Source organism: Agaribacterium sp. ZY112, from assembly GCF_041346925.1.
Lineage (GTDB): Bacteria > Pseudomonadota > Gammaproteobacteria > Pseudomonadales > Cellvibrionaceae > Agaribacterium.
Genome location: NZ_CP166840.1, coordinates 3,987,219 through 4,009,192 on the forward strand (window position 1 = coordinate 3,987,219; position 21,974 = coordinate 4,009,192).

Sequence of the window (21,974 nt, forward strand, 5' to 3'; positions counted from 1 at the left end):
CCACGCTGCCATTTATATGTGTTTTAAAGTAGGCTTATGCGTCCCACACTATCATTGCAACAGGGCTCGGATTATATGCATTGCACGGGTTATTTAACTGAGGGCAGTTAGACATAAGCACCACAACATCCATCAATGCTTTTAACTCGACGTATTTACCCGCATCACTAATGCCATCGACAAAACTTAAGCCACCCTCTTTGGTCACAGGTACATTCATAAAAAAATTAATATTGTGGGTGATATCACGTTTAGTTAAACCGAACTCAGGATTCTCGGCCACGGCTAACATCCAACTATCTCGACAAGCATGCATAGACTTTTTTTCTAGCGCATAGCGCACGGTGTTCGATTCAGTTGCACAGGCACCACCAAGAGTGTCATGTCGGCCGCAGGTGTCTGCCACAATTTCTAGCATGGCTCTATTTTCATTTGTCCGTAGCACAGTACCTGTGCTTAAAAACACATTGCCTTGTTCACGTATCGTATCCATAGCACTGTAACGCTCACTAGGGTCCTCGGCACTGTAGAATAAAGTATCGGCAGCTTGGTTGCCCTCCATATCCAAAATACGTAGGGTTTGGCCTTTTTTAATAATCTTCATCCAGTAATCGCCTGCTGCCACCACATCATGTAATAACGCAGCCTCAGGCTTAAGTTGGCTAGAGCTTAATTCTGTCATTGGAGGCCTCCACAGCAAGAGTGTTCATTATTAGCCAGTGGTGCTAAACCAAGATGGTATAATTCATTGTTCTTAAAACCACGTTGATTCTCTGGGCATGAATTCATGCACTCATCATCGGCAGCCACCAAAGGTGAGCGTCGAATTTGAAATTCAACTGATTTAAAAGGGTATTCTTCTGCAGGGTTTAATGGATGCGGGCATGTATGTAAAACCACCAAGGTGTCCATTTCAAAGCGCAATTCAATAAAGTCACCGGCCTTTGACGCCTCAGTTGTAAAACGTAATTGACCTGCGTCATCACTTTCGACTTGGCTAAATAAGTTTAAGTTGGCCGCCATATCAGCTTTACCAAGACCATATTTAGCAAGCTCGACTAAAAAACTGTTATAGCCACTTAAATGCCAATTATTACGTTTAGCTTGGTAATTAAAATCATCTGGTGTTAATCCACCCCACTTTTTGGCAACTGTTTCAGGATGAGTATTACCACACACCGTTTCATGCCAGCCCATTGTATCTTCAACAATAGAGGCAAAGACTCTGCCCATGTCAGAATACAAACAGTGGCCTTGAGTCAATTTAAAGGTGTGCTGACATTTTAAAGTATCTGGCGCGTTGTAGCGTTCTAATAAATTTTCAGGGTTGTAAAATAGCATACCAACATTAGCCCCACCCTGCTGATCAATTAAACGTAAACGGGTACCGCGACGCATGCGCATAGACCAGTGTTTACCACCAGGTAATACATCGGAATATAAAATTTGAGTATCCACTGTCATTACTCTTCCTTAACAGTTTGAAGCTTGATATTAATTTCAGAAATAGCCTCTCGGCTCTCGGGGTGTTTAAGTGGTAGGTCATAGGTAATTTGAGCGCCGTAGGCCGTTGGCGCTTGTTCATCAAAACGCAGTTTATCAAATACCCATAAGCGACTACCTAGCTCAAACCCCTCTTTAATATCGTGGGTCACCATAAAAATAGTGAGTTTCTTTTCTTGCCAGATACGCTTTATCAGCTTATGCATATCTGCTCGAATACCAGGATCTAACGCTCCAAAGGGTTCATCTAATAACAACACCTTGGGGGCTTTCATCAAAGCTTGCGCGATAGCCAAGCGCTGCTGCATGCCCCCCGATAATTCATGGGGGTATTTTTTTACCGCATGAGTTAAACCAACTGATTCAATCAGTTTAAGAGCCTCGTTTTTGATGGCGGCTTTTTCTTTAGAAAACACCCGCCCGAGCAGCCTAGAACTCACTCTTTTTGATACTAACTCGGCTGCAATCTCTACGTTTTGTAGAACCGTTAAATGTGGAAATACCGAATACCTCTGAAAGACAATGCCACGATCTGGCCCAGGTTCACTGTCAATAGGTTTACCATCAATTAATAGCTCCCCTTTAGTTGCTTTTACCATCCCTAGCAGCATATTTAAAAAGGTGCTTTTGCCACAGCCAGAGGCGCCAACCATGGTAATAAAATCACCTTGTTCTACCGAAACACAAAGCTGCTCGAGAACTTGATTATCGCCATACGATTTCCAAACATTTTTCGCTTGAATAAACGGTATTGGATTAGTACCTGTCATGACTTAGCTCCTTGCAAAGCGTGAAACCAAGGAAAGCTCTTACGTGACAACTGTTTAAGTGCATAGTCCGTAATAAAAGCAAGAAACGTGATCCAAGCGACATAAGGTAAAATGACATCCATTGCCATATATCGACGAACCAAAAAGATGCGATAACCCAAGCCCTCTTGAGCCGCAATGGCTTCACCGGCAATCAAAAAAAGCCAAGCAGCACCTAAAGACAAACTCACTAACGCAATTAAACGCGGCATGATTTGCGGCAATACCACTCGTACTAAGATCTGCCAACTATTGGCACCTAGTGTTTGAGCTTTGATCAACTGCTCTTTTGGAAGTTCAAGCACTCGGGCTTGCATATCACGAATAATAAAAGGCGCAATACCAATCACAATCAGTACAACTTTCGATACTTCACCTAAACCAAAAACAATAAATAGAATAGGCAGGATAGCCATCGGGGGGATTAACGATATTGCCACAAATAAAGGCGACATAGCTGAACGTGCGTAGGGGAATAAACCCATACAAGCACCAAAGATAAGCCCCATCAATGCACTGATCATCACCCCCTGAAATAAACGCCACAAACTTGCAGCGGTATCGACCCACAACAAATATTCGCCCGTGCGTTTACTAGGCTCAAACGCCATGCGCTCGATTGCGGCACTAAACTGGGCAATTGAAGGCAGTAACTTGTCATTTGCATTTTCAGCTAAACGCGCATCAGACGCCGCAATGTATAAAACCACCAATACGGCAAAAGGCAAAATAGCCAAAAGAACCGAAAAAGGCCTACTGGGGGCTAAGTTGATTAGTCGCTTCATAACGAACCCTAAGATGTAGTGATTGCGAGAACAAGCAAAGCAAGAACCCGAGCCTTTAACGACTGGGTTCTAAGTCTTTAAAACACTTAAAGTTTGCCTTCTGCCTTCATTTGCATATAGCTAGGATTAAAACGAAGCTTAATATTGTTTTTATCGCCATACACACCAGCTGGGGTTTCAATACCAATAAACGACGCATCATCAGCACCGTCACCTAAGATACCGTGTTTAAAGGAGAACTCAGCCACATATTGCATGGTTTTAACAAGCTCAGGGCTTTTAGTGAATTTAACCGCATCTGCTGCATCAAAAAACATCTTGGTTGTGGCCAATTGCGCATCAAATCCCGCTAAGTTAGTGCCTGAAGCCTCAGCCATTTGTACGCGTGCACTGTCTTTAACCTGCATAGTCGCCATGATTTCATACCAAGCGCCAACAAGGGCTTTACCCAGTTTAGGGTTGTCAGCTAGGACATCGGTATTCACAACCAGTAGATCAATAATTTCCCCAGGAATATTACTTGAATCAAATACCTTGTTACTATTTGGCATTGCTTCGATTTCTGAAAGTAGTGGATTCCAAGTTGTGACAGCGCTGACATCCGCAGTGCCGTAAGCTGCAACCATGTCTGCATCAGAGGTATTAACCACGCTGATATCTTTTTCAGACAAGCCAACCGACTCTAACCCACGGGCAAGTAAATAGTGCGATACAGAAAGTTCGACAAGATTAACTTTTTGACCTTTGATATCGCTAAGTTTGGATGCGCCTTTTAAAACAACACCATCATTACCATTAGAAAAATCACCCACGATTAAAGCGGTTGAATCAACACCGCTGGCAGCGGGAATTGTTAAGGCATCCATATTAGTCATGGTGCAAGCATCAAACTGACCAGCACTGTATTGATTGATGGACTCAACATAATCGTTGATTTGCACAACATTGATGTCGATATCGTATTTATCTGCCCATTTTTTTACAATGCCCGAACTGGCGCCATAATCCCACGGCATCCAACCTACATAAATGGACCAACAAATATCAAAACTTGATTTTTCTTTGGCTTGCACAACGCCGGGAACGAGTGCAGCAGCCAAGGTAAGTGCAGAAAATAGTGCTTTTAACTTTTTCATTGTAGACACTCCAAAGGTCTTAGGCGTTAAATTAAGGGCGCACAGGAGAGATCAAAACGTTGACTCCTCCCGGGCTTTTGTCCCGCCGTGTAACCTTCTGCAGAGCAGTCCACAACAGTTACTAAAGTAACGATGTGGTTTTCTAGGTCGTCCACTCTCGGACCAGTCATTGTTTACTTCAAAAGAAAACAACCGGAACCCTAGTGGGCTATTTAGACAGATATCAACCGCTCAAGCGTTTGATCCTCTGTGTGCTGATATTACTAATACAATTACTATGCCAGCCCTTACATGCCGACAACTCGCTTGATGACGCACATTCTTACGGCATTTGTGGTTGATTTTGGTGACAAACCAAAAATAACGCACTAAATGCAGGCATAAATTATGCTGTTAGTGAACTTAAGGTTTTATAAGACGAGAAGATAGGAGAGATAAGGCAATATATGAATACTGGATCAAAGCATTAAGCGGCTAAAGAGCACTTACCCTTAATACTAAGAGATATTTCTTTTTTTACGCACGAACATCGAGTGCCGCTCTTTATATTGAGGCGAATAAAAAAATTAGACAGCAACGAATAATAAGCATGTCATCATCCACCTAAACTTAAGCCGGTATATTAATCCCCTTGCAAGCCCTTTTAGCGCAGCCAATTTAAGTTTAAAACCGTGATCAGAACAAGCCACTTTTAGTTCCAGCCTTGGCGCCATTTAGTTTCATTTTTTAGATCGGTCCAATCAATGGCATAGGAACGATTAGATATTACAGCCTCGATAAGGCAGTGAATAACAGCCCCCTCCTCATCAAACTCGACTTCAGTCACTAAGAAATGTTTTTCTTTTTTCAAAGGCTTTAGCGCTGTCCACTTACTATTATGTAACTTTTTAGGGGGGAGCTTTTTAGGATTGAGCTTTTTATGACTAGAGTGTTTATAGCTAGTATTTGTAGGCTTATTCGCTGACATAGTTCGATGCGCACTCTACTATTTTGAATAAAGTACCACGTTAAAAACGTAGTGCCTACTGTGTTGAAGCAACAAGAGCCTTTATAGATTACAAAAACAAAAAAAGCCCGCAAGCAAGCTTGCGGGCCATCACTAGGACATTCATCCGGCTAGCCGGAATTGAATTTTCTACTTACTGCGCGGTAAAGGTCATCTTATCGAAGAACCAGTGCCACTTAAGCGAAGAACCTACCGCTTCTACACGAACAGTGTGCTCACCAGCGCTAATCGCTAAACCACTGGTTATATCGCGCTCAGTAAATACATTCAGGTTATTACCTGTGATGTCTGTTTGGGCTACAGCAACACCGTCGATATATATCTTAGCGGCACTATCAGCACTTTCTTTGGTAGACGCAATAAAACTTAGATCATAGATACCATCAGCAGGGAACGTCACCGTGTAGTCTGCCCAACCACCCGTTAAGATGTGATCAGCAAAAGTCGTTGTTCCCCAAAAAGTACGTGTTGTAAAGCCATCTTGGGTACCACCCGTTTCAGCAAAGTCTTCGCCTTCAATCACAATAGGCTCGCCAGGGTTAGAGCTTGCTATAGGTGATGGCGTAGGGCTTGGAACACTGCTTCCAATTGGGGAAGGCAATACAGGGCTAGGCTCTGAAGGCGAGACATAGTTAAACGTCAGCTTATCTGCATTCCACTGCCATACCGAAGAACCTTCACTTTGCACTCGCAAGGTATAGGTTCCTGCAGCAATGCTAATACCAGAGCTGATGACCTGTGAATCAAATAGATCCCAATCACCGGTTGGCTCAATAGAAGATGAGGCGACCTCAACACCATTAAGGCTAATAGCAACACCTAAGTCACCAGTCATTGGTGAAGCAACATCAAGAGTAAGACTAAAAACACCGCTATCAGCAAAAGTCACCGTGTATTCAGCGTAGTCACCTGATGTATTCCAGTTAATACCAGGGCCGTAGATATTAAAGCCGTTAATGGTATCGCCGCCAACAGCTGCGCCAGCTCGACCGGTATTAACAAAGTCTTCAAGCTCAACAACACTGTAATAAGGCAGCGGCGAGACGCCTGGTGTTGGTGTATCAGACGGCTCTACAGATGGAGTCACCGATGGCAACGGCGATGGCTCTGTAGATGGCGTCACTGAGGGTGACGGAGATGGCTCTGCAGGTGATGGTGAAGGGGAAGGCACAGGGACTTCAGATACAAGTGGAGAAGGCTCTGTAGAAGGCGTTGCTGATGGAGAAGGCAATGGCTGAGTTCCACCACTAACATCCAACAACTTCAAGAACTGTGCGCTGTGACCAAACCACTGCCAAGCAGCATCGCCGGCACTCATGATTTTCACATCGTGAATACCTGCAGGGATGCTAAAGGTGGTTTGCATCCAGTTTTCATAGTGTGAATCCCAGTCACCTGAAATACGGTTAAGGCCTTCAGATAGCACTTCTTCATCATCAATAAAGACTTTTACACCCGTGCCTTCAGTAACCGTAGTTCCTGCGCGAAGCATAAACGCAAAGGTTCCGCCTTCACCAAAGTCGATATTGCTATAAACACCAAACTCACCACGAGTATTATCAGTTACAGCGGCAGGGAAACCTTTAGTGCCCCACCCCCATGCTGCAGCGTCATAGCCTTCAGATACAACCTCATCACGACCGGTTGATGAGAAAGAAGTCATCGCCAAGCTAATTTCTTGGCCTACTTCAATTAGCTCTACTTCTAGCTCAAACACTTGCCCAGGCAAGTCGGGGTGGGTACCTGTTAGTATTACTGTACCACTGCCAATTTGAGTCAAACTGCCGGTTTCAGGATCAATCACTTGAGTAGGCATAATCATGCCCGACTTTGTAACTGTAGCAATGCTGCTATCACTGGAAGTCCACACAATGTTTTTATCAGTCGCGTTCGCAGGCTCAAAATTCGCATCAATAACGTGGCCATTGTGAGCATAGAAATAACGAACATCATCTTCAGGCGCGCGATAAGGGCTTAGACGACGCTCAGAAAGCACCTGAACTTTGCTGCTATCAAAACTGATGCTAGTCGCTGGAACATAAGCAGATGGGCCAGAGCTTGCAGCGCCAACATAACTTTCAGGCGTATCTAAAGGACGGCTGTTCTGATACAGGAAGTCTAGAGGCTGGTTCATTGCTGAAGCGCCTTGGAAGCCGTCACCATCTTTTGCTGCCACACGCATGCTATAACGAGGATTACCGTCTGGCTGAATGGCTCTCCAACCTTGGCCGTCATAATTTTCTAGCTCATCGGTTGTCCATACACGAATGTAATCAACTTCGTGATCATGCTCAAGCTCTGCAGGTGTTGGTAAACCAAACCAGTCCGGCATGGTTTCAGTATCAAGCAAAACATATAAAGGCGTGTGGTGATAACGGTTGGCCATTGAACGCACTAACTTACCATCAACATACCAGCGAATTTCGTCCGGCCCCCAATACAAACCATAAACATGGAAGTCTGCAGCAAAATCGATACCGGCATTCCAGTGACCACCATTTTGCAGACCATTGGCGTGAGGTAATAAATCATCACCACCTTGCCAGCCCGCACTACCACAGCTATCGCCAGAAGCATTCTTGCTAAAGATACGGTGATCATCACCTTGGTATTCAAATACCCAAGTATTCATATTGTAGTACTGGGCCCACTCAGGACGACGACCGCCTTGCTCGTAGACATCAATTTCTAAGTCGTGGTCAACCAAACCTTGACTAAAACCGCGCTCACCGGGAATGTAACGAGTGTCTTCTAAAGTTTGTGCATAAAGCCAAAATGCAGAAGATCCAACACCGACTTTTGAGCGAACCTCAAAATAACCATAACGTATAGGATTTACGTTCATGGCGGTTGCTGCACTCCAACCATCAAAATAGTTAGCACCTAAGAAACCAAAGACTTGTGATTCAACTTCTTGCTTAAGGCTAAGCTTTAAACGACCGCTTTCTTGGCGGACATTTTTAGGTAAAAAAGGCGCAGGTTCACGGCCGCCCCAAGTGTGGTTATTTGCCAACCACTTACCATTGGCAGAGCCGTCCGACTTAAATTCATCAAAAGTGTTTGAGTTAAATTCATCACTGAGCTCAGATTTAAAAGTCCAGCCGGCACTATTATCAAGGTCTGATAAAGGAAAGCTTTGTGCTGCTGGGGTGTTATCACGAACAATCGCTTCGCTCTCATCCCATTTAGAATTTAAGCGCATAAATGGAAATTCATATTGCTCGGTAACTGAATTACCGTCTTTATCCCAGTAAGTATTTAGATCCCACGGGGAACCATCACACTTAAATTTGTAACTCCAAGGATCACCCGCGTTAAAGTCATCAGACTTTGCATCGGTATCCTCTTGGTTCCAATAATATTCCGCTTCTACTCGGTAATTATGGAAGTTACCTTCCCAAGCAGTGGATTTTGCCGCATGTGCAACGGGCATTAACGAACTCGATATGCAGGCGGCGAGTAAAGACCGCGCCAAACACGATTTTGATAGACTCACAGGCGTTCTCCTGAGCTTATTTGCATTATTTTTGTTTTAGGGCAGCTGAATTTAATAGGGGCTAAATACAGCTCCATTAGCTCAAGATAAACAACGCATGAGCTAGGCCAACAGTTAGGACGAATTAGCAGGCGAACACAGCCTAGGACGACCGGCGGACAATGACAAATACTTTGTATTTATTTTGTGAAAAATGACGCTTTTGTGGGGTAAATAAAGGCCTAAGTTCGTGGAAAAGAACTATGAAGGACTTATTTTTCAACTTAAAAAGACGTAATTATGAACAACAACAAAGACTCAAATAAAAACAAGAAAGGTCAAACTTTAGTAGCAACAGTAATGCAAATAAAGCGGATAAAAAAAGCAGAAAAAAGGGCCTAAGGTCTTCAATATGGCGAGTGATACAAGTAATGAAAAAGAGCTTATGAGTCCCTTAGCTCGACATTAGCGCCAGTTTTTCCAAGGGTCATCATCGGCCGCACTAGCGGCACCTTTATCTTTACGAGGGCGGCTGTAATGACTATCTCTATCAGCTCGGCGATTACTCAAGCTTCGGCTGCGATTGGCATCGTGAGCTGCCGCTTTACGCTCACGCTTTTCTCGTAAGCGCTCAGCATCTTCCAAGCTCAATTCCGCAGGCTCACCGGGTACATCGCCTTCGGGCATAATACGGCTGCGCGGTGGCAACTGAAACTGTTCATCTGAGGCCTTGGGCATGCTTTTATATTGGTAGAGATAAAAAGCCTCGACCTTCTCTCGGGCCCATTCCGTGCGCTTTAAAAACTTAACGGCCGACTCAACACTGGCATTGGTTTTAAAGCAGTTAAGGTTCAAATAGGCATAGAGGATCTCATAGCCATAGTGATCAACCAAATCATTCACAAGCTGCTTAAGACCTACGCCATTTAAGGGGTTACTCTTATAGTTAATGTCATCGCTCATGCTGGGCCTCACCTGTTTTGAAACACAGTATACCGTAAAACACGCCAATCCCGAGCCTTAGACTTAGGCCAAAAACGTGCATACTTAACGATTTAAACGACAACACGAGCTATGCAGCTTTCGGCTATTCAAGGTCAAAACAGGTAGCGCTTGCATCTATCTATATACCTAAAACCTCTAGGTCCAGCCATAGAATAATGGACTAAGCTTAGCTATAACAAAGAATGTAAAACGACCAAGGCGCAGTGCTGCCCCTCGCCACTAAGCTAGATAGCGAACCAAGAGAAGAAAGCGATTTGCACAAGCGCAAGGACACCAGCCATTTCAATGTACAAGGTAGAGCAGGCCTTTAATAAAAACGCATCTAGGAGGCTGGCAGAGCTACAAGGCTTTGCCGATGCCATCAACATGCCTTTTTTTTGCAAAGAACGCCAAGGTGAGTTCTTGGTTGTCAATCGTGCGTTTTTAAACTTATTTAAAGTCCCCCGCACGCTAGAGAACGTCAATACCATTGTGCGCCTATTGCCGCACTCTAAAATTGCCACTCTGAGCAAGCATGAAGAAAACCTCAATAAGGATGGCGATAGTGGGCATTTTGGTATGCGCATCGTTAGTCCAGAAAAGAGCAGTGACTTTATTGTTCATAAAACAGCCGCAGATATCTGTGGTGACGGTGCACTCAAAGTTGTAGGCATGATCGTTAACACCGTCGACGACGGCCACCCCCTTGCCGCACCACAAATTATCACCGACCTAGATGAGCGAGTAAAAGAGCTAGAATGCCTCTATGACGCCTCAGCAACACTCGAGCGCCTTGCTGACAACGGCCTTGCTGTACTTCACGAACTTGCCCAGCGTATCCCCTTAGCGTTTACTCAAGCTCAAGCTACTGGTGTGAAGATAGAGTTTGATCAGCAGAGCTACACATCGAGTAATTACCAATCCGATAAAGACCAATTAACTAAAGGCAAAGCATCATACAAACACCTTATTCAAAGCATCAGCCCCTTAGGTAAAGAACGGGGCTACATTAGCGTGTACTTAGATAAAGATGTTTCGTTTTTAGATGAAGAGCGCTGCCTAATAAAAGAATTAGCTCGAACCATTTCCTTGCATATAGAAAAACATGAGGCACAAAAAGAATTAGAGCAACACGAACTGTTATTCGAGCACACCTTTGAATATGCAGCCGTTGGCATTTGCCACGGTGATAAAAATGGCTGCTTTATTCGGGCGAATAAAAAGCTGGAAGAGATATGGGGTTATAGCAAAGAAGAAATCAAAGGCATGAGTTTTAAAGATGTCAGCCACCCCGATGACATAGAGGAAACAGCTAACCATAAAAATAGTCTACTTGCCGGAGAAGCTGATAATTTCAGTATGGAAAAACGCTATATTAGAAAAAATGGCGAGATTATGTGGGCCAATTTAACTGTGTCATTAGTAAAACGTCCAGACCAAAGCCCTGATTATTTTATTGGCGTGATCGAAGACATTACCGAAAAGCGCCATGCTATTGAAGAAACTAAACGCTTAACCCAAAAAGTAAAACGGACCTTTGTCGAAACCGTAGCCGCACTCTCTCAAGCGATGGAACTTAGAGACCCTTATACAGCGGGCCACCAAGAACAGGTCTCAGAACTGGCAGTAGCTATCGCCAAAGAGATGGGGCTCGATGAAGAAACCGTTGAGGGCTTGCGCATAGGCTCGTTACTGCACGATATAGGTAAGCTCTATATTCCCTCTGAGTTATTATGCCGCCCCGGCCGCCTCAACCCAGAAGAATTTGCCTTAATAAAAACCCACTCTAAAGTCGGCGCTGAAATTATTAGCCATATTGATATGCCTTGGCCTATTACCGAAATGGTTTTACAGCATCACGAACGTTTAGATGGTTCGGGCTATCCTCACGGCTTAAGTGGTGAGGCTATTGTTTTGGAGGCCCGTATTATTGCCGTTGCGGATACCATACAAGCCATGTGTGGGCACCGCCCCTACCGGCCAGCAAAATCGGTAGAAAGTGCCTTGAATGTGATTCAACAAGGTAAAGCTAATATTTACGATGCTGCAGTTGTTGATGCCGCATTAAACGTCGTACACAACAATCCACCCGCTTGGATTGTTTTTTAACTCTCGCCTAAAAACAGTCAAACTCACACTTATCAAGCGCCACTTTTAAAGTGCATCAAAACTAGCTTTAAAAACACTCTAGAGCGAGCCGCCAACAATAGGATAGCGCTAGGCTTTATGCTATGTTTGGCGACATAAAAGAGCTGAATTCAAACCAAGCTCGACTGTTTGTATAAGCGCCATTGCTTATATACGTTCACTGTTTCTAACAGGGCCTATTAAAGGCAAGTATTGATGTTGAAATTCCCAATCCGTAAAAGCCTATTACCTTTCAAGTTATTCACACTAGGTGTCGCGGTATCTTTCTGCTCTAGCGCCCTTGCAGGCCCAGTCATCGAAGAAGGTTTCCAGTTTCACGGTTACGCTAAAGGTGGTATCGGCATAAGTAACGACCCGGTGATGAATACAGCGGCGTATAACTGGGCTGCCAACGGCATGAATATTTTCCGTCTTGCTGGTAACCGCTATTCAAATAGTTCGGGCGGACGCATGGGTAACGAAGCTAACTGGATGGAACTGCATTTTGATCAAGGCTTTAAACATGATCACGATATGTCTTGGGGCATTAACGCAAATATTATTTATGGTGACCAACTGGCTTTAGATGAGCTCTATACCCAAGCTACAGGTGTTCTTTCAGGCAACTCTGATGCCCGTGTTTGGGCTGGCAAACGCTATTATGGCCGTGTAGAAACACTGCTTAACGACATGCAAACCATGTCCAGCGATGGTTTGGGGTTTGGTATTGACGACATCGATGTAAAAGCCGGCCTGCTTAGTGTAGGTGTAACACGTAATCTCTATAACGAGACCGATTTAGAAAACGGTGACATGGTTGCATTAAGTAGCTCACTTAGAAAAATAGCCCTGCCCAAAGAAGTGGAGCTAGGTTTATATTTAAACCTAGGCACCTTTATGGGACCTGCTGTAAGTGACGATACGGTAGATGTTCGTAAAGCAAACCCCAATGCCTATCAACTTGCCGCCAAACTACGCAAGGGCGACTACATCAATTACGACGAGTTTTTTGTACGCTATAGCCACAATACGGCCGGATCCATTACTCGCACTTGGGAACCCAATCCCAGCTCTCAGCTAGGTATGTTCTTGCAAGGTTTAAGGCATATCACCGAAGATTACCGCATAAGTTATATTTGGTCTTTTGAAGGCTCCCATTTTGATGAAGACGCAAGAGAACGCAACAATACTAAAGAGATCGACAGCCAGTGGAACGCATTTATTATCCGCAATAGCTACGCTTGGAATCACCGCACCTCAACCGAATTAGAAACCGGTTATGAGTACGCCAGCTTTGAAGCCACAGAATCTAACCTAGACGGAACCAACAGTGGCTATAAAGTCACGCTTGCACAAAGCCTACATGCAGGCAGCGGATATTGGGACAGACCTGTTATTCGCTTTTTTGTCACTTACGCCGATATGAATGTAGAAACACTGGTGTATCAACAAAACAACGATATAGAAAATATTGCGATGGGGGATTCAAACGCGCTAACCATTGGAGCTCAGTTTGAAGCGTGGTGGTAAGTCTTTACTCACTTGCATATCCACCAGTAACTAAAATCTCTTTGCGCAAGCCAAGGCCTCAAATATACAAAAAGCCCAGTTAGGCATCGACCTAACAGGGCTTTTAAATAAGATCTATTTAAGCCTTAATCGGCGTTAAAACATATATCCGCGCCTTATTGCCCACTCTCTTGTTGCCCTGTCAGCTCTTCAAAGCCGCCATCCCATATATCGCCATAAGCAGCATCAAGTACAGGACCTGGCGAACTTGCTTGCCAAAGTTCATTCTGGAAAAAAGCTCTGAATTCCAATACGCCTTCGGCTTCTGAAACAAGGGCGAACTTCTCCGTTGCATTGATGTTGTAAGAGGTTTCACTATCACCTTCAACCGCCACATTATTATAGGTAATAGTAAGTATGCCCTCACTTACCGCCCATGAAAAATCGACATCCGTATTGCCTGAACCATTGGTATTAAAGGCCCAAGTCTCTCCGCCTTCAGTAAAACTCTTATCAGCAAGTAGGGTTTCAGTAAAACCACTGCCGCTATACTGTAAACGCTCACTACAAAGCTCGACTACTCTCGTCCATGTCGCCATGGTATAACGTGATACCGGTCCGCCTAAGCCATCATAAGCCTCATCATCCCACTCTCCTGTAAAGCTACAGGCGTTTTCCCCTGTAACTTCGAGTACAGAAAGATTCATGAAGTCGAGTGCGGCCAGTAGATCTGTATTCGCTTGCTGGTTATAAACGGTGATGCCATCTTCTGTAGCCCCAGCTTCGTCATAAGTGCCTGGGCGCACAAAACCGCCATGAACACCATAGACAAGGACACGTTCATCATCGTCTTTATCACCTGCATCCATAATTGAATCAGGTAGAACAAGTACAACTAGGGTTTCACCCGATGGCAAGCCCGTAGGAGTTCGCGATTCCCAATTGGCAGAAGCAAGTAGCTCGTACGAACTCTCACCAGCACTGTTGTCCCAACTTTGTAGATAATAATTCACATCTTTATTGGCATTATCTACAAGCTCTGCAAGCACGGTTCCTTCATCTGTCCATGCAACTGACAGACCTTTGATCTGTGGCACTGCAGCTGTCCTGTCTGCAGCGGACTCACTTAATAAGGCATCTAAGCTTGCAACAGGGAAAACATCTTCACCACTATCAATCACATGTGCGGCCTCACAGTTACCGCCCAGTGCTTGCGCGGTTTCATCTGACCAAGGACAACCGCCATTGGCATCTCCCGGCTCAAACCACAAGCTATAACGCTCCTCTGCTTGCACCACCTCAATGCGGTAAGCTCGAGCACCATCAGAAAAACTCGCCGTTTGATCAAACAAAAAACTCAGCTCACTAAAATCCACATTAGTGGATGCAAAATCCATAATGCTGCGTTCAGCTAAATTAATACTCTGGCGGCTAGAAACCGTTTCTTGCACACTCGCAAGTAACGAGTCCTGCAAGGTAATGCTGCCGTCATCTGCAATATTTGCAATCACGAAGGTATCGGCTGAGTTTTGCCAACCATCTGCGGTTAAAATCAAATCATCCAAATCGTCACTGCTGCCCTCTTGCACCCAATCTTGCTGTTCAAGATCATAATAGAAAATCGTCTCACCGCTGGCATCAACCACACCACGTTCGATTTCAATTTCATCGTCTTCAAGGTCTGTCCACCACCAATAAAGGCCGCCACCGCCGTTTAAGTTATCTGCCAAGGTATCAGTTACGGAGGATTCCAAATTAGCGATTTCCTGCTCAATAACTTCTTCGACTAAGCTTTCAACCTCAGTGAAAAAAGTCTCAAGCGAGGTAAAATCACTCGCATCAACCGCCCCCTCTTCTAATAGCTCTTCAACAGCAGCCTCAACAGCAAGCACCAACTGCTCTACCGCGGCCAGTTCATCCGTGTCATCAACGTCGATATCGATATCAGCAAAGGAAACACCCGCGCCGGCACCATCATCTTCTAGCGATTCAATGAAACTCTGAAAGGCAACGGTAGATGCGATATCAACATCAATATCTTCACTCAACGTGGGAGCTTGCAAGGTTTCAGATGGCAGAGGAGAGCCCACCACCACTTGTGGGCTGCCATTAACATCCACAGCGATAACACAATCAAGACGAGGGTCACCAGGTAGCTGAATAGACCACGTGCCATCTGGATTTTGGAAGATATTCTCAGCAGGAACCTCAACCACCTCGACCACATTACCGGCGGTATCGACAATCGTCACAGCAAAGTTTTCAGGGGCTAGGTCACTACCATCTAAAGCGTAAGCGCTTGGTAGCACAAAGTTACTTATTTTCTGCCAAATACTGGCTGTTTGCGGGTCTAATAAAGAATCCGGAGCCTCTACGGCAATTGTAAAGGTAGTGCTGGTACCTGCTGCGTCCCCGCCATCACCTGTTGCTGTTGTCGTAGTATCATCGTCACCATCACTGCTACTGCAAGCAGCCAGAGCAATCACGGAAGAGAGTAAAAGAGGGCGAAAAACCTGTTGAAAAGCACTCATAGCCAAGCATCCTAATTAGACTAATAAAGATCCGCACGAAGACCACGTGCGGCAATGCTCTTGAGTGTAGAACAGTATGCTTATTGCTCCAGAAAATGAGCACAAGGGCTTTAATAAATAGCAAAACCGTCTTAACAGGTAAAAGGAGAAGAATTTAAAACATAAAGGCAGCCTTTATCTAAACACTTAGAAAGCAGGCAAATCGCTACTGTAGGGTTTTTAACAGCTCAGACTTATTTTGCTGAGCATGAAACAAGGCTAGCTTACTGATATGGTCGACACAGAAGGCGACACTTTTGTCGATTTCATCACTTAAGGCTGTGCCATGTTCAAGGGCCTGATAAGTGGGCGCTTGGTTTGAGTCTGCATAGTCTGGCGTATGAGTACACACCTCTTCAGAAACGACCAAACCTGTATCCACATTTATTAAACGAGCCTGAACCGAATAGGTAACACGGTAATTGTCCCAATCATTTGGAATATAAGAAGCAGACCAATTTAAAGTACGAACATCGAGTACGTAATCAACATCGTTGTATTTTTTGATGACATTATTGGTCTTTTTGGAGCGGATATATAAAGAGTCATTAGCTTGTAAGTGCATGCCAAAGCGCTTTTCAATACGCGCGCTTAAACTCTTGGCAATCGTTACTGCAGGGTCTTCTATAGCCGCGTTCTTAAGCATTTTATTGCCACTGGTAACTGCACTAGCTATATCTAAGATACCTGAGCGGAAGTTTGCAGCAGTTGAAACAGGGAAGTCAGGCAGCTCTTTATAACGGCTATAGGTAAAGCTCTTACCCTTAAGAATAGAGCCCTCATCGCTTGGCAGCGGCTTAGAAGTGCTTGAGCTACAAGCAACCAGCGTAGTTAACACCAAAAATGAAAAAACAAAACGCATGCTTGTATACCGCCGACACATTGACAAAACATTAAGCATATTGGCGCCTTATCGGTACCAACACAAGAGTGCTTTATAGTACATCATCATAAAGTTTGACCAAAGGTTCAAAGCGCTAGTCAAATCAAGAAAAGCAACGCTTACACTAGGAAATGTATAAACAAGTTTAAGCATGATGAGTAATACTAAAGCGGCTCAAATTCACGGAAACACAAGATGAAACTTGAAGACATTTGGCAAGCATACCGCAGCAGCCTCAAAGCATTTTTGCACTCTAGACTACACAACCCCAGCGATGTCGATGACTTACTGCAAGAAATTATGCTCAAAAGCCACCAAAAACTCTCACAGTTGCAAAGCAAAGACAATATCAAAGCCTGGCTTTTTCAAATTGCTAAACACAGCCTTATCGACTTTTACCGAAAACAAGGCCACCAACAAACCATAGAGAAGGCAGAACCTTGGCTGGCCGAGCACCCTGAGAACGATGCGGATAAACAGATTGAACAAATCAAAACCAAACTTTCACGATGCATTGAACCATTTTTAAGCCCCCTCCCCCAACGCAGTGCCGAGCTTGTGCGAGCTATCGACCTAAATGGCCAATCACAAAAGCACTATGCAAAAGAACAAGGCCTCAGCTATTCCACCCTTAAATCTCAAGTACAAAAAGCAAGAAGCGCACATAGATATTGTCGGTGAGGCTGGCGACATAGATATAGCAGAGAAGCTTATTCACGACTTTATTTTGAGCAAAAGAGCTCACAGCATAAAGCCATGCTTAAACGCTCGCGTAAGCACCTTGAAAGCCGCCTTCCCGAACAAGATTTTATTCGTATCAACAGGCAAGCAATATGTAAACTCGATGCAATTGAAAACAAAGAAGCCATCGAAGGTGGCGCGATTAAGCTAGAGCTAAAGCTAGGCAAGGATAAATTGGAATTAGAAATGTCTCGCAGCCAAGCTCAAGAGTTAAAAGAAAGGCTTAGCCTTTAACCTAAATTCATAGCCTGAAACCCTAGCTAAATAGAGCTCCGAAATCTGGGCGCACACCGTATATACAATTAGAGAGTCGTCTGGAAACCATTACCAGCCAAACGAAAGCTCATTCAGCCCAACCGCTGCCCCTTAGTGTCGCCTAGTTCAACACTCCAATTGATTTCAGCCGTTAAATCGTTAACAAACGAGCTTAGAGGGGTGCCTAGATATAGGAGTTAAGGTATGGTTTTAGGTATAAGTAGTTAGATATAGCTACCTTCCTATATCTAGCCATGCCAATAAATAAGCTGTTATGCAAATCGGATGAACTATGAGAAAAGTTAGAACGATAAATCAGGATGATTACATTCTTAGTTTAACTCAATTTATTGAGCGAATTGAATTTTTAGACTTTTCAGATTCCAACTCCACATATTTGTTTCGTGGGCAGGATGTGAAAGGGAATTTACTCCCAAGTATTGCCAGAAATGACCCAAAAAATGACACAACCAATCAAGAAAAAGAACAGCTTAATCATCTGAAGCTTATTGGCTCCACCTTCTTGGAAGGGAATAGTGATAGTAATGTTGACCTTCTAGTTCTAGCACAACATTTTGGGCTCAAAACAAGATTGTTAGATTGGAGTTCGAACCCTTTAATAGCTCTGTGGTTTGCTTGCTCAGGTAACGAAGAAGGCGACGCCTATGTATACGCACTCAATTCTGATGCATTCTTAGATAAAGATATTTACAGCAAAGATCCATTTAGGCTTGGAAAAACCAGTGTTTTACAACCCAGATTGAATAATGAGCGCATTATTGCTCAGCATGGCTGGTTTACGCTTCATCGCTACGCTAATTCCAATAGTAGGTTTGTAGCTCTCGAAAAAAACACCAAAATAAAGAAAAGCATAACTGAGCTTACGATCTCTCAGAAATCAAAAGAGGACATATTGAAATCTCTTGATCGATACGGGATAAACAGCCGAACATTATTCCCCGATTTAGAAGGGCTTTGTAAGTACTTAAACTGGAAAGGTACAAATAGGTAATCATGTCGAGCAAGTATTCCAAATCAGACTTAATGAAACTAGCCATTGAAGAACATCTTAAGTGCGATGAATATCCACGAGTCGGTGTTGTTGTTGCAAAAAGTGGCGAAGTCTTGGCTACAGGACATCGAGGTGAAACTAGAAGTGTTCACGCAGAACGTGTCGCCTTAAGAAAGCTAACCGATGACGAAATTCAAGGGGCAACAGTTTTTACAACGTTAGAACCTTGTGTCGAATTACATGAAGGTCAAGAGATTAAGTCCTGCGCCCAATTATTGATAGATTCAGGTGTTAATGAAGTGGTAATCGGAGTTTTAGACCCAAATGGAACGATCTATTCCCAAGGTTATCGTAAGCTATTGGAAAACAATATAAATGTTAGTTTTTTCAATCGAAAATTAAGAGCCGCTGTTGAAGAAGAAACATTTGAATTTGGAGACATCCATAAAGTTCATGGCTGTGGAAAAAGAAGAATACCTGTAGTGCATAGTGGTACTGAACTTGAAGTTCAATTCAGTGAGAAAGACGAGAGAATAATCAACATAAAATGGGCAACACTTCAACCTGCTCATGGATGTGTTGATCTTTCAAGTAACAACGGGGCTGTAAGAGTCGCTTCGGGCGCAAGAAATTTTGGTGATATTAGTGATCCGATGATATTTAGGTTCCCCAGTCACTTTGCCAGAATGAATAAAGGTATGGTGGCTATAGTTAAGCCAGCTAATACAACATTTTATGTTCTCATTCAATTAGTTGAAATATTTGAAAATGATATAATTTTCAAATGGGAGGTTCGAAATGACAACTAGAAAATTTGCATAACAAGTTGCTTAAACGGACAAAAAACAGTTGGCTTTTGCTCGTTCCTCGCTAATTTTAGCCAACTATTTTATTGCCGCTTAGCAAAGCGTTATGCAGCATAAGGATAAGCATGAAATTTAGTGAAAGGATAGGGAAAAACAAGGTAAAAACCGGCCTTCAGTTAAATGATATAAATGTCGAGTTACGTAATTCGCTTTGGAACGTACTTGATGTGTTTTTTTGGTCGGAGGATGAGTTTTTGTATGCGTCGTACGGGAAAGCAGGAATAGAAGATTTTAGTAGTAAGTTGTGGCATTTTTATTTTAAATTGCCTATGGATACTCGACCAAATCATGGGGGGGAGATTTTAGGTGAAATACGTAAATACTACTTTTCTTGTGAATGGTATGAGATTTACGATTTTCTCGAGCATATACTAAAATCCGAAAAAAATGGAAGGCTCATCCAGCAGGTAAACCGGATATTAGAGTCAGAATTAGCTGGTTACCGATTTATCGATTCTGCTTTTGTTCCCGTTACGGAAGAGCAAGAAATAGAAGCCATAGAGAGTGCTATCGCTGAAGGGCCATATGCTGGTGTTCGGTCTCATCTTCAAAGTGCAATTGAGCATCTCTCTAGAAAAGAGAATCCCGATTATAGAAACTCGATCAAAGAATCAATTTCTGCCGTTGAGAGTATGGCTAAAGAGCTCACAGGAAATCCGAAAGCAACATTAGGTGATGCTCTTAATCAACTATCGAGAAATAGTAATATTCATCAAGCTTTAAAAGCTGGGTTTTCTTCAATCTACGGATATACCAGTGATGAAGGAGGCATTCGTCATGCAATGCTTGAGGAGCCAAGTGTGAGTGTATCTGATGCGAAATTCTTTCTTGTGTCATGCTCATCATTTATAAACTATCTAAAAGAAAAAGTATGATTTTGCATAACAAGAAAATCCAGTTCGTGCAGCAAAGCTGCACCGGACCTCGCCTGCGGCTCGGCCGCTGATTTTGGCGTTAACCTTTTATTACGTATTAACTTACAATCAATTTGAAAAATATTCATGGGAACTGTTTTTAACATAAGGAGGAAAATGGGTATGGGCATATTGTATGGGAGTAATTGGAATACCGAAAAGGGGCTTAAAGCAAAGCACGGAAAAAAATATAAGGATAAATATAACACCTTAAGTAGTGTAGGTTGGCAGCAAATGAATACTATGTTAAACACATGGGCAAATAGAGAGTTGCGAACGAATCACGCTAAAATTCTTAGAGAGCTTGCGGTGGCCATAAGAAGTTCTGATTATAATGTAACTGTGCAGCTTAGTTTTCATCAGCTTGAAAGATATGATGGAGTTGATTATTTTCATGTTACTGTATTGAGTCCTTTTGGTCCCACGGTTCATCTTTTTAGCAAAGTAAAATCTTGGTTTGGGGGCAAGCCTGATATTAAAAAAAGCTTTTGGGGGGGGTCAACATCTCCATTTTTAGTCGAAGAGCGATACAGATATAAATACAGTAAAACATAAAAAATATGTCAAGGTAGTGAGTTCGGTTAACAAAGCGTTTCACCGGATAAACCGGTGAACGCGGCGTTAGTCATAAACAATCGTAGGAAGCTTATAATGAGCGATCAATCGCATCTCGATTCAAAATACTTTATTGATACGCATGTATTTAATTGTCCTTTTTGTAATCGAAATAATGTCTCATATTACCTTGATAGAAGCCTAGAGTTTGACTGGTCTAACTCCAAAAAGTGCTATGTCTACTTTGCCCGATGCACTTCATGTGACAAGAAGTCAATGAACCTATCTTTTGAAGAAATTGAACTCATCCATAAATTCAGTAGTAGCTATAGATTTAATGAAGAGGTGGGCGATGATATTGATTCAAAGTTTTTCTATACTGTTCCTACATCGTTTTTTACCCTCGATACGCGAATCCCCAAGACGTTGAGAGAGCTTTTTAGCGAAGCAGAAGGCTGCCTAAAAAGTAATTATCTAACCGGCGCATCAGTGTGCGCAAGAAAGCTAATTTATGAGCTTGCCATAATCGAGGGTGCTGAGGGCGAAAATTACGATGAGCGAATCAAGTCTTTGAAACAAAAGAGGCAAGATGTTGAGGGGGAGTATTTCGATACATTGCTAACCATTCAGCAGCTTACAAGCGATAAGGTACATGAAGAGTCTTATGATGGCTGGCAGTCTAAGCATCTAAAGTTAATTCTCTCTACTCTCAACGAAATACTTGGAATGATGTATGTCATACCAACCTTGCGGGATGAAAAGCGCAAAGCAATATTGGAGATGAAAGGTGATCTTGTCGGTGAACCGAAACAAAATGCCTAACAAGTAAATCAATTTGAGCGTT

General features: G+C 43.3%; 18 protein-coding genes, 1 pseudogene and 1 riboswitch. Of the genes and pseudogenes, 9 read left to right on the top strand and 10 right to left on the bottom strand.

Annotation, left to right across the window (positions count from 1 at the left end; translation table 11 throughout):
- Positions 1-34 precede the first annotated feature (34 nt).
- From AB1S55_RS17340 to AB1S55_RS17375, 8 genes are all read right to left on the bottom strand, one after another.
- Entirely contained in the window at positions 35-682 is a 648-nt protein-coding gene (locus tag AB1S55_RS17340) for an urea amidolyase associated protein UAAP2 (RefSeq protein ID WP_370979443.1), read from the bottom strand.
- On the bottom strand, positions 679-1,464 hold the full coding sequence (locus tag AB1S55_RS17345) for an urea amidolyase associated protein UAAP1 (protein ID WP_370979444.1): 786 nt from the start codon (positions 1,462-1,464) through the stop codon (positions 679-681). Before AB1S55_RS17345 ends, AB1S55_RS17340 begins: the two co-directional genes overlap by 4 nt.
- Complete coding sequence (locus AB1S55_RS17350) at positions 1,464-2,273, bottom strand: ABC transporter ATP-binding protein (RefSeq protein ID WP_370979445.1); 810 nt, start codon at positions 2,271-2,273, stop codon at positions 1,464-1,466. Before AB1S55_RS17350 ends, AB1S55_RS17345 begins: the two co-directional genes overlap by 1 nt.
- Positions 2,270-3,097 (bottom strand): ABC transporter permease, encoded by an 828-nt coding sequence (locus tag AB1S55_RS17355; protein WP_370979446.1) that lies wholly within the window; start codon positions 3,095-3,097, stop codon positions 2,270-2,272. Before AB1S55_RS17355 ends, AB1S55_RS17350 begins: the two co-directional genes overlap by 4 nt.
- An 86-nt stretch (positions 3,098-3,183) precedes the next feature.
- Positions 3,184-4,233 (bottom strand): putative urea ABC transporter substrate-binding protein, encoded by a 1,050-nt coding sequence (locus tag AB1S55_RS17360; RefSeq protein ID WP_370979447.1) that lies wholly within the window; start codon positions 4,231-4,233, stop codon positions 3,184-3,186.
- A gap of 64 nt (positions 4,234-4,297) precedes the next feature.
- A riboswitch (guanidine-I (ykkC/yxkD leader) is annotated at positions 4,298-4,448 on the bottom strand.
- A gap of 476 nt (positions 4,449-4,924) precedes the next feature.
- On the bottom strand, positions 4,925-5,200 hold the full coding sequence (locus AB1S55_RS17365; protein WP_370979448.1) for a TIGR02450 family Trp-rich protein: 276 nt from the start codon (positions 5,198-5,200) through the stop codon (positions 4,925-4,927).
- A 172-nt stretch (positions 5,201-5,372) separates the two neighbouring features.
- On the bottom strand, positions 5,373-8,735 hold the full coding sequence (locus tag AB1S55_RS17370; protein ID WP_370979449.1) for a carbohydrate-binding protein: 3,363 nt from the start codon (positions 8,733-8,735) through the stop codon (positions 5,373-5,375).
- A 444-nt stretch (positions 8,736-9,179) separates the two neighbouring features.
- On the bottom strand, positions 9,180-9,677 hold the full coding sequence (locus tag AB1S55_RS17375) for a VF530 family DNA-binding protein (RefSeq protein WP_370979450.1): 498 nt from the start codon (positions 9,675-9,677) through the stop codon (positions 9,180-9,182).
- 327 nt (positions 9,678-10,004) lie between these two features.
- Here AB1S55_RS17375 and AB1S55_RS17380 point away from each other — a divergent pair, with 327 nt between their 5' ends.
- On the top strand, positions 10,005-11,807 hold the full coding sequence (locus AB1S55_RS17380; protein WP_370979451.1) for an HD domain-containing phosphohydrolase: 1,803 nt from the start codon (positions 10,005-10,007) through the stop codon (positions 11,805-11,807).
- A gap of 234 nt (positions 11,808-12,041) precedes the next feature.
- Complete coding sequence (locus tag AB1S55_RS17385) at positions 12,042-13,355, top strand: carbohydrate porin (protein ID WP_370979452.1); 1,314 nt, start codon at positions 12,042-12,044, stop codon at positions 13,353-13,355.
- 155 nt (positions 13,356-13,510) lie between these two features.
- Here AB1S55_RS17385 and AB1S55_RS17390 read toward each other — a convergent pair whose 3' ends face one another.
- Positions 13,511-15,865 (bottom strand): hypothetical protein, encoded by a 2,355-nt coding sequence (locus tag AB1S55_RS17390; RefSeq protein WP_370979453.1) that lies wholly within the window; start codon positions 15,863-15,865, stop codon positions 13,511-13,513.
- A gap of 205 nt (positions 15,866-16,070) precedes the next feature.
- Positions 16,071-16,805, bottom strand: coding sequence for a hypothetical protein (locus AB1S55_RS17395; RefSeq protein WP_370979454.1), 735 nt, complete (start codon positions 16,803-16,805; stop codon positions 16,071-16,073).
- A gap of 177 nt (positions 16,806-16,982) precedes the next feature.
- On the opposite strand from AB1S55_RS17395, the gene AB1S55_RS17400 reads away from it, so the two are divergent.
- The 7 genes and pseudogenes from AB1S55_RS17400 (at position 16,983) to AB1S55_RS17430 (ending at position 21,952) form a co-directional block, all read left to right on the top strand.
- On the top strand, positions 16,983-17,468 hold the full coding sequence (locus AB1S55_RS17400) for a sigma-70 family RNA polymerase sigma factor (protein WP_370979455.1): 486 nt from the start codon (positions 16,983-16,985) through the stop codon (positions 17,466-17,468).
- Positions 17,469-17,510: 42 nt separating this feature from the next.
- Positions 17,511-17,762 (top strand): annotated as a pseudogene (locus AB1S55_RS17405) (LytTR family transcriptional regulator DNA-binding domain-containing protein); the annotation flags it as partial.
- A gap of 313 nt (positions 17,763-18,075) precedes the next feature.
- Positions 18,076-18,795, top strand: a complete 720-nt coding sequence (locus tag AB1S55_RS17410; RefSeq protein ID WP_370979456.1) for an FRG domain-containing protein — start codon at positions 18,076-18,078, stop codon at positions 18,793-18,795.
- A gap of 32 nt (positions 18,796-18,827) precedes the next feature.
- Positions 18,828-19,604 carry a deaminase gene (locus tag AB1S55_RS17415; protein WP_370979457.1) on the top strand — a complete coding sequence of 259 codons (777 nt, stop codon included), beginning with the start codon at positions 18,828-18,830 and terminating at the stop codon, positions 19,602-19,604.
- Between the two features lie 122 nt (positions 19,605-19,726).
- Positions 19,727-20,536 carry an AbiJ-NTD4 domain-containing protein gene (locus AB1S55_RS17420; protein ID WP_370979458.1) on the top strand — a complete coding sequence of 270 codons (810 nt, stop codon included), beginning with the start codon at positions 19,727-19,729 and terminating at the stop codon, positions 20,534-20,536.
- A gap of 156 nt (positions 20,537-20,692) precedes the next feature.
- Positions 20,693-21,130 (top strand): hypothetical protein, encoded by a 438-nt coding sequence (locus tag AB1S55_RS17425; protein ID WP_370979459.1) that lies wholly within the window; start codon positions 20,693-20,695, stop codon positions 21,128-21,130.
- Between the two features lie 96 nt (positions 21,131-21,226).
- Complete coding sequence (locus AB1S55_RS17430; RefSeq protein ID WP_370979460.1) at positions 21,227-21,952, top strand: hypothetical protein; 726 nt, start codon at positions 21,227-21,229, stop codon at positions 21,950-21,952.
- Positions 21,953-21,974: the final 22 nt, after the last annotated feature.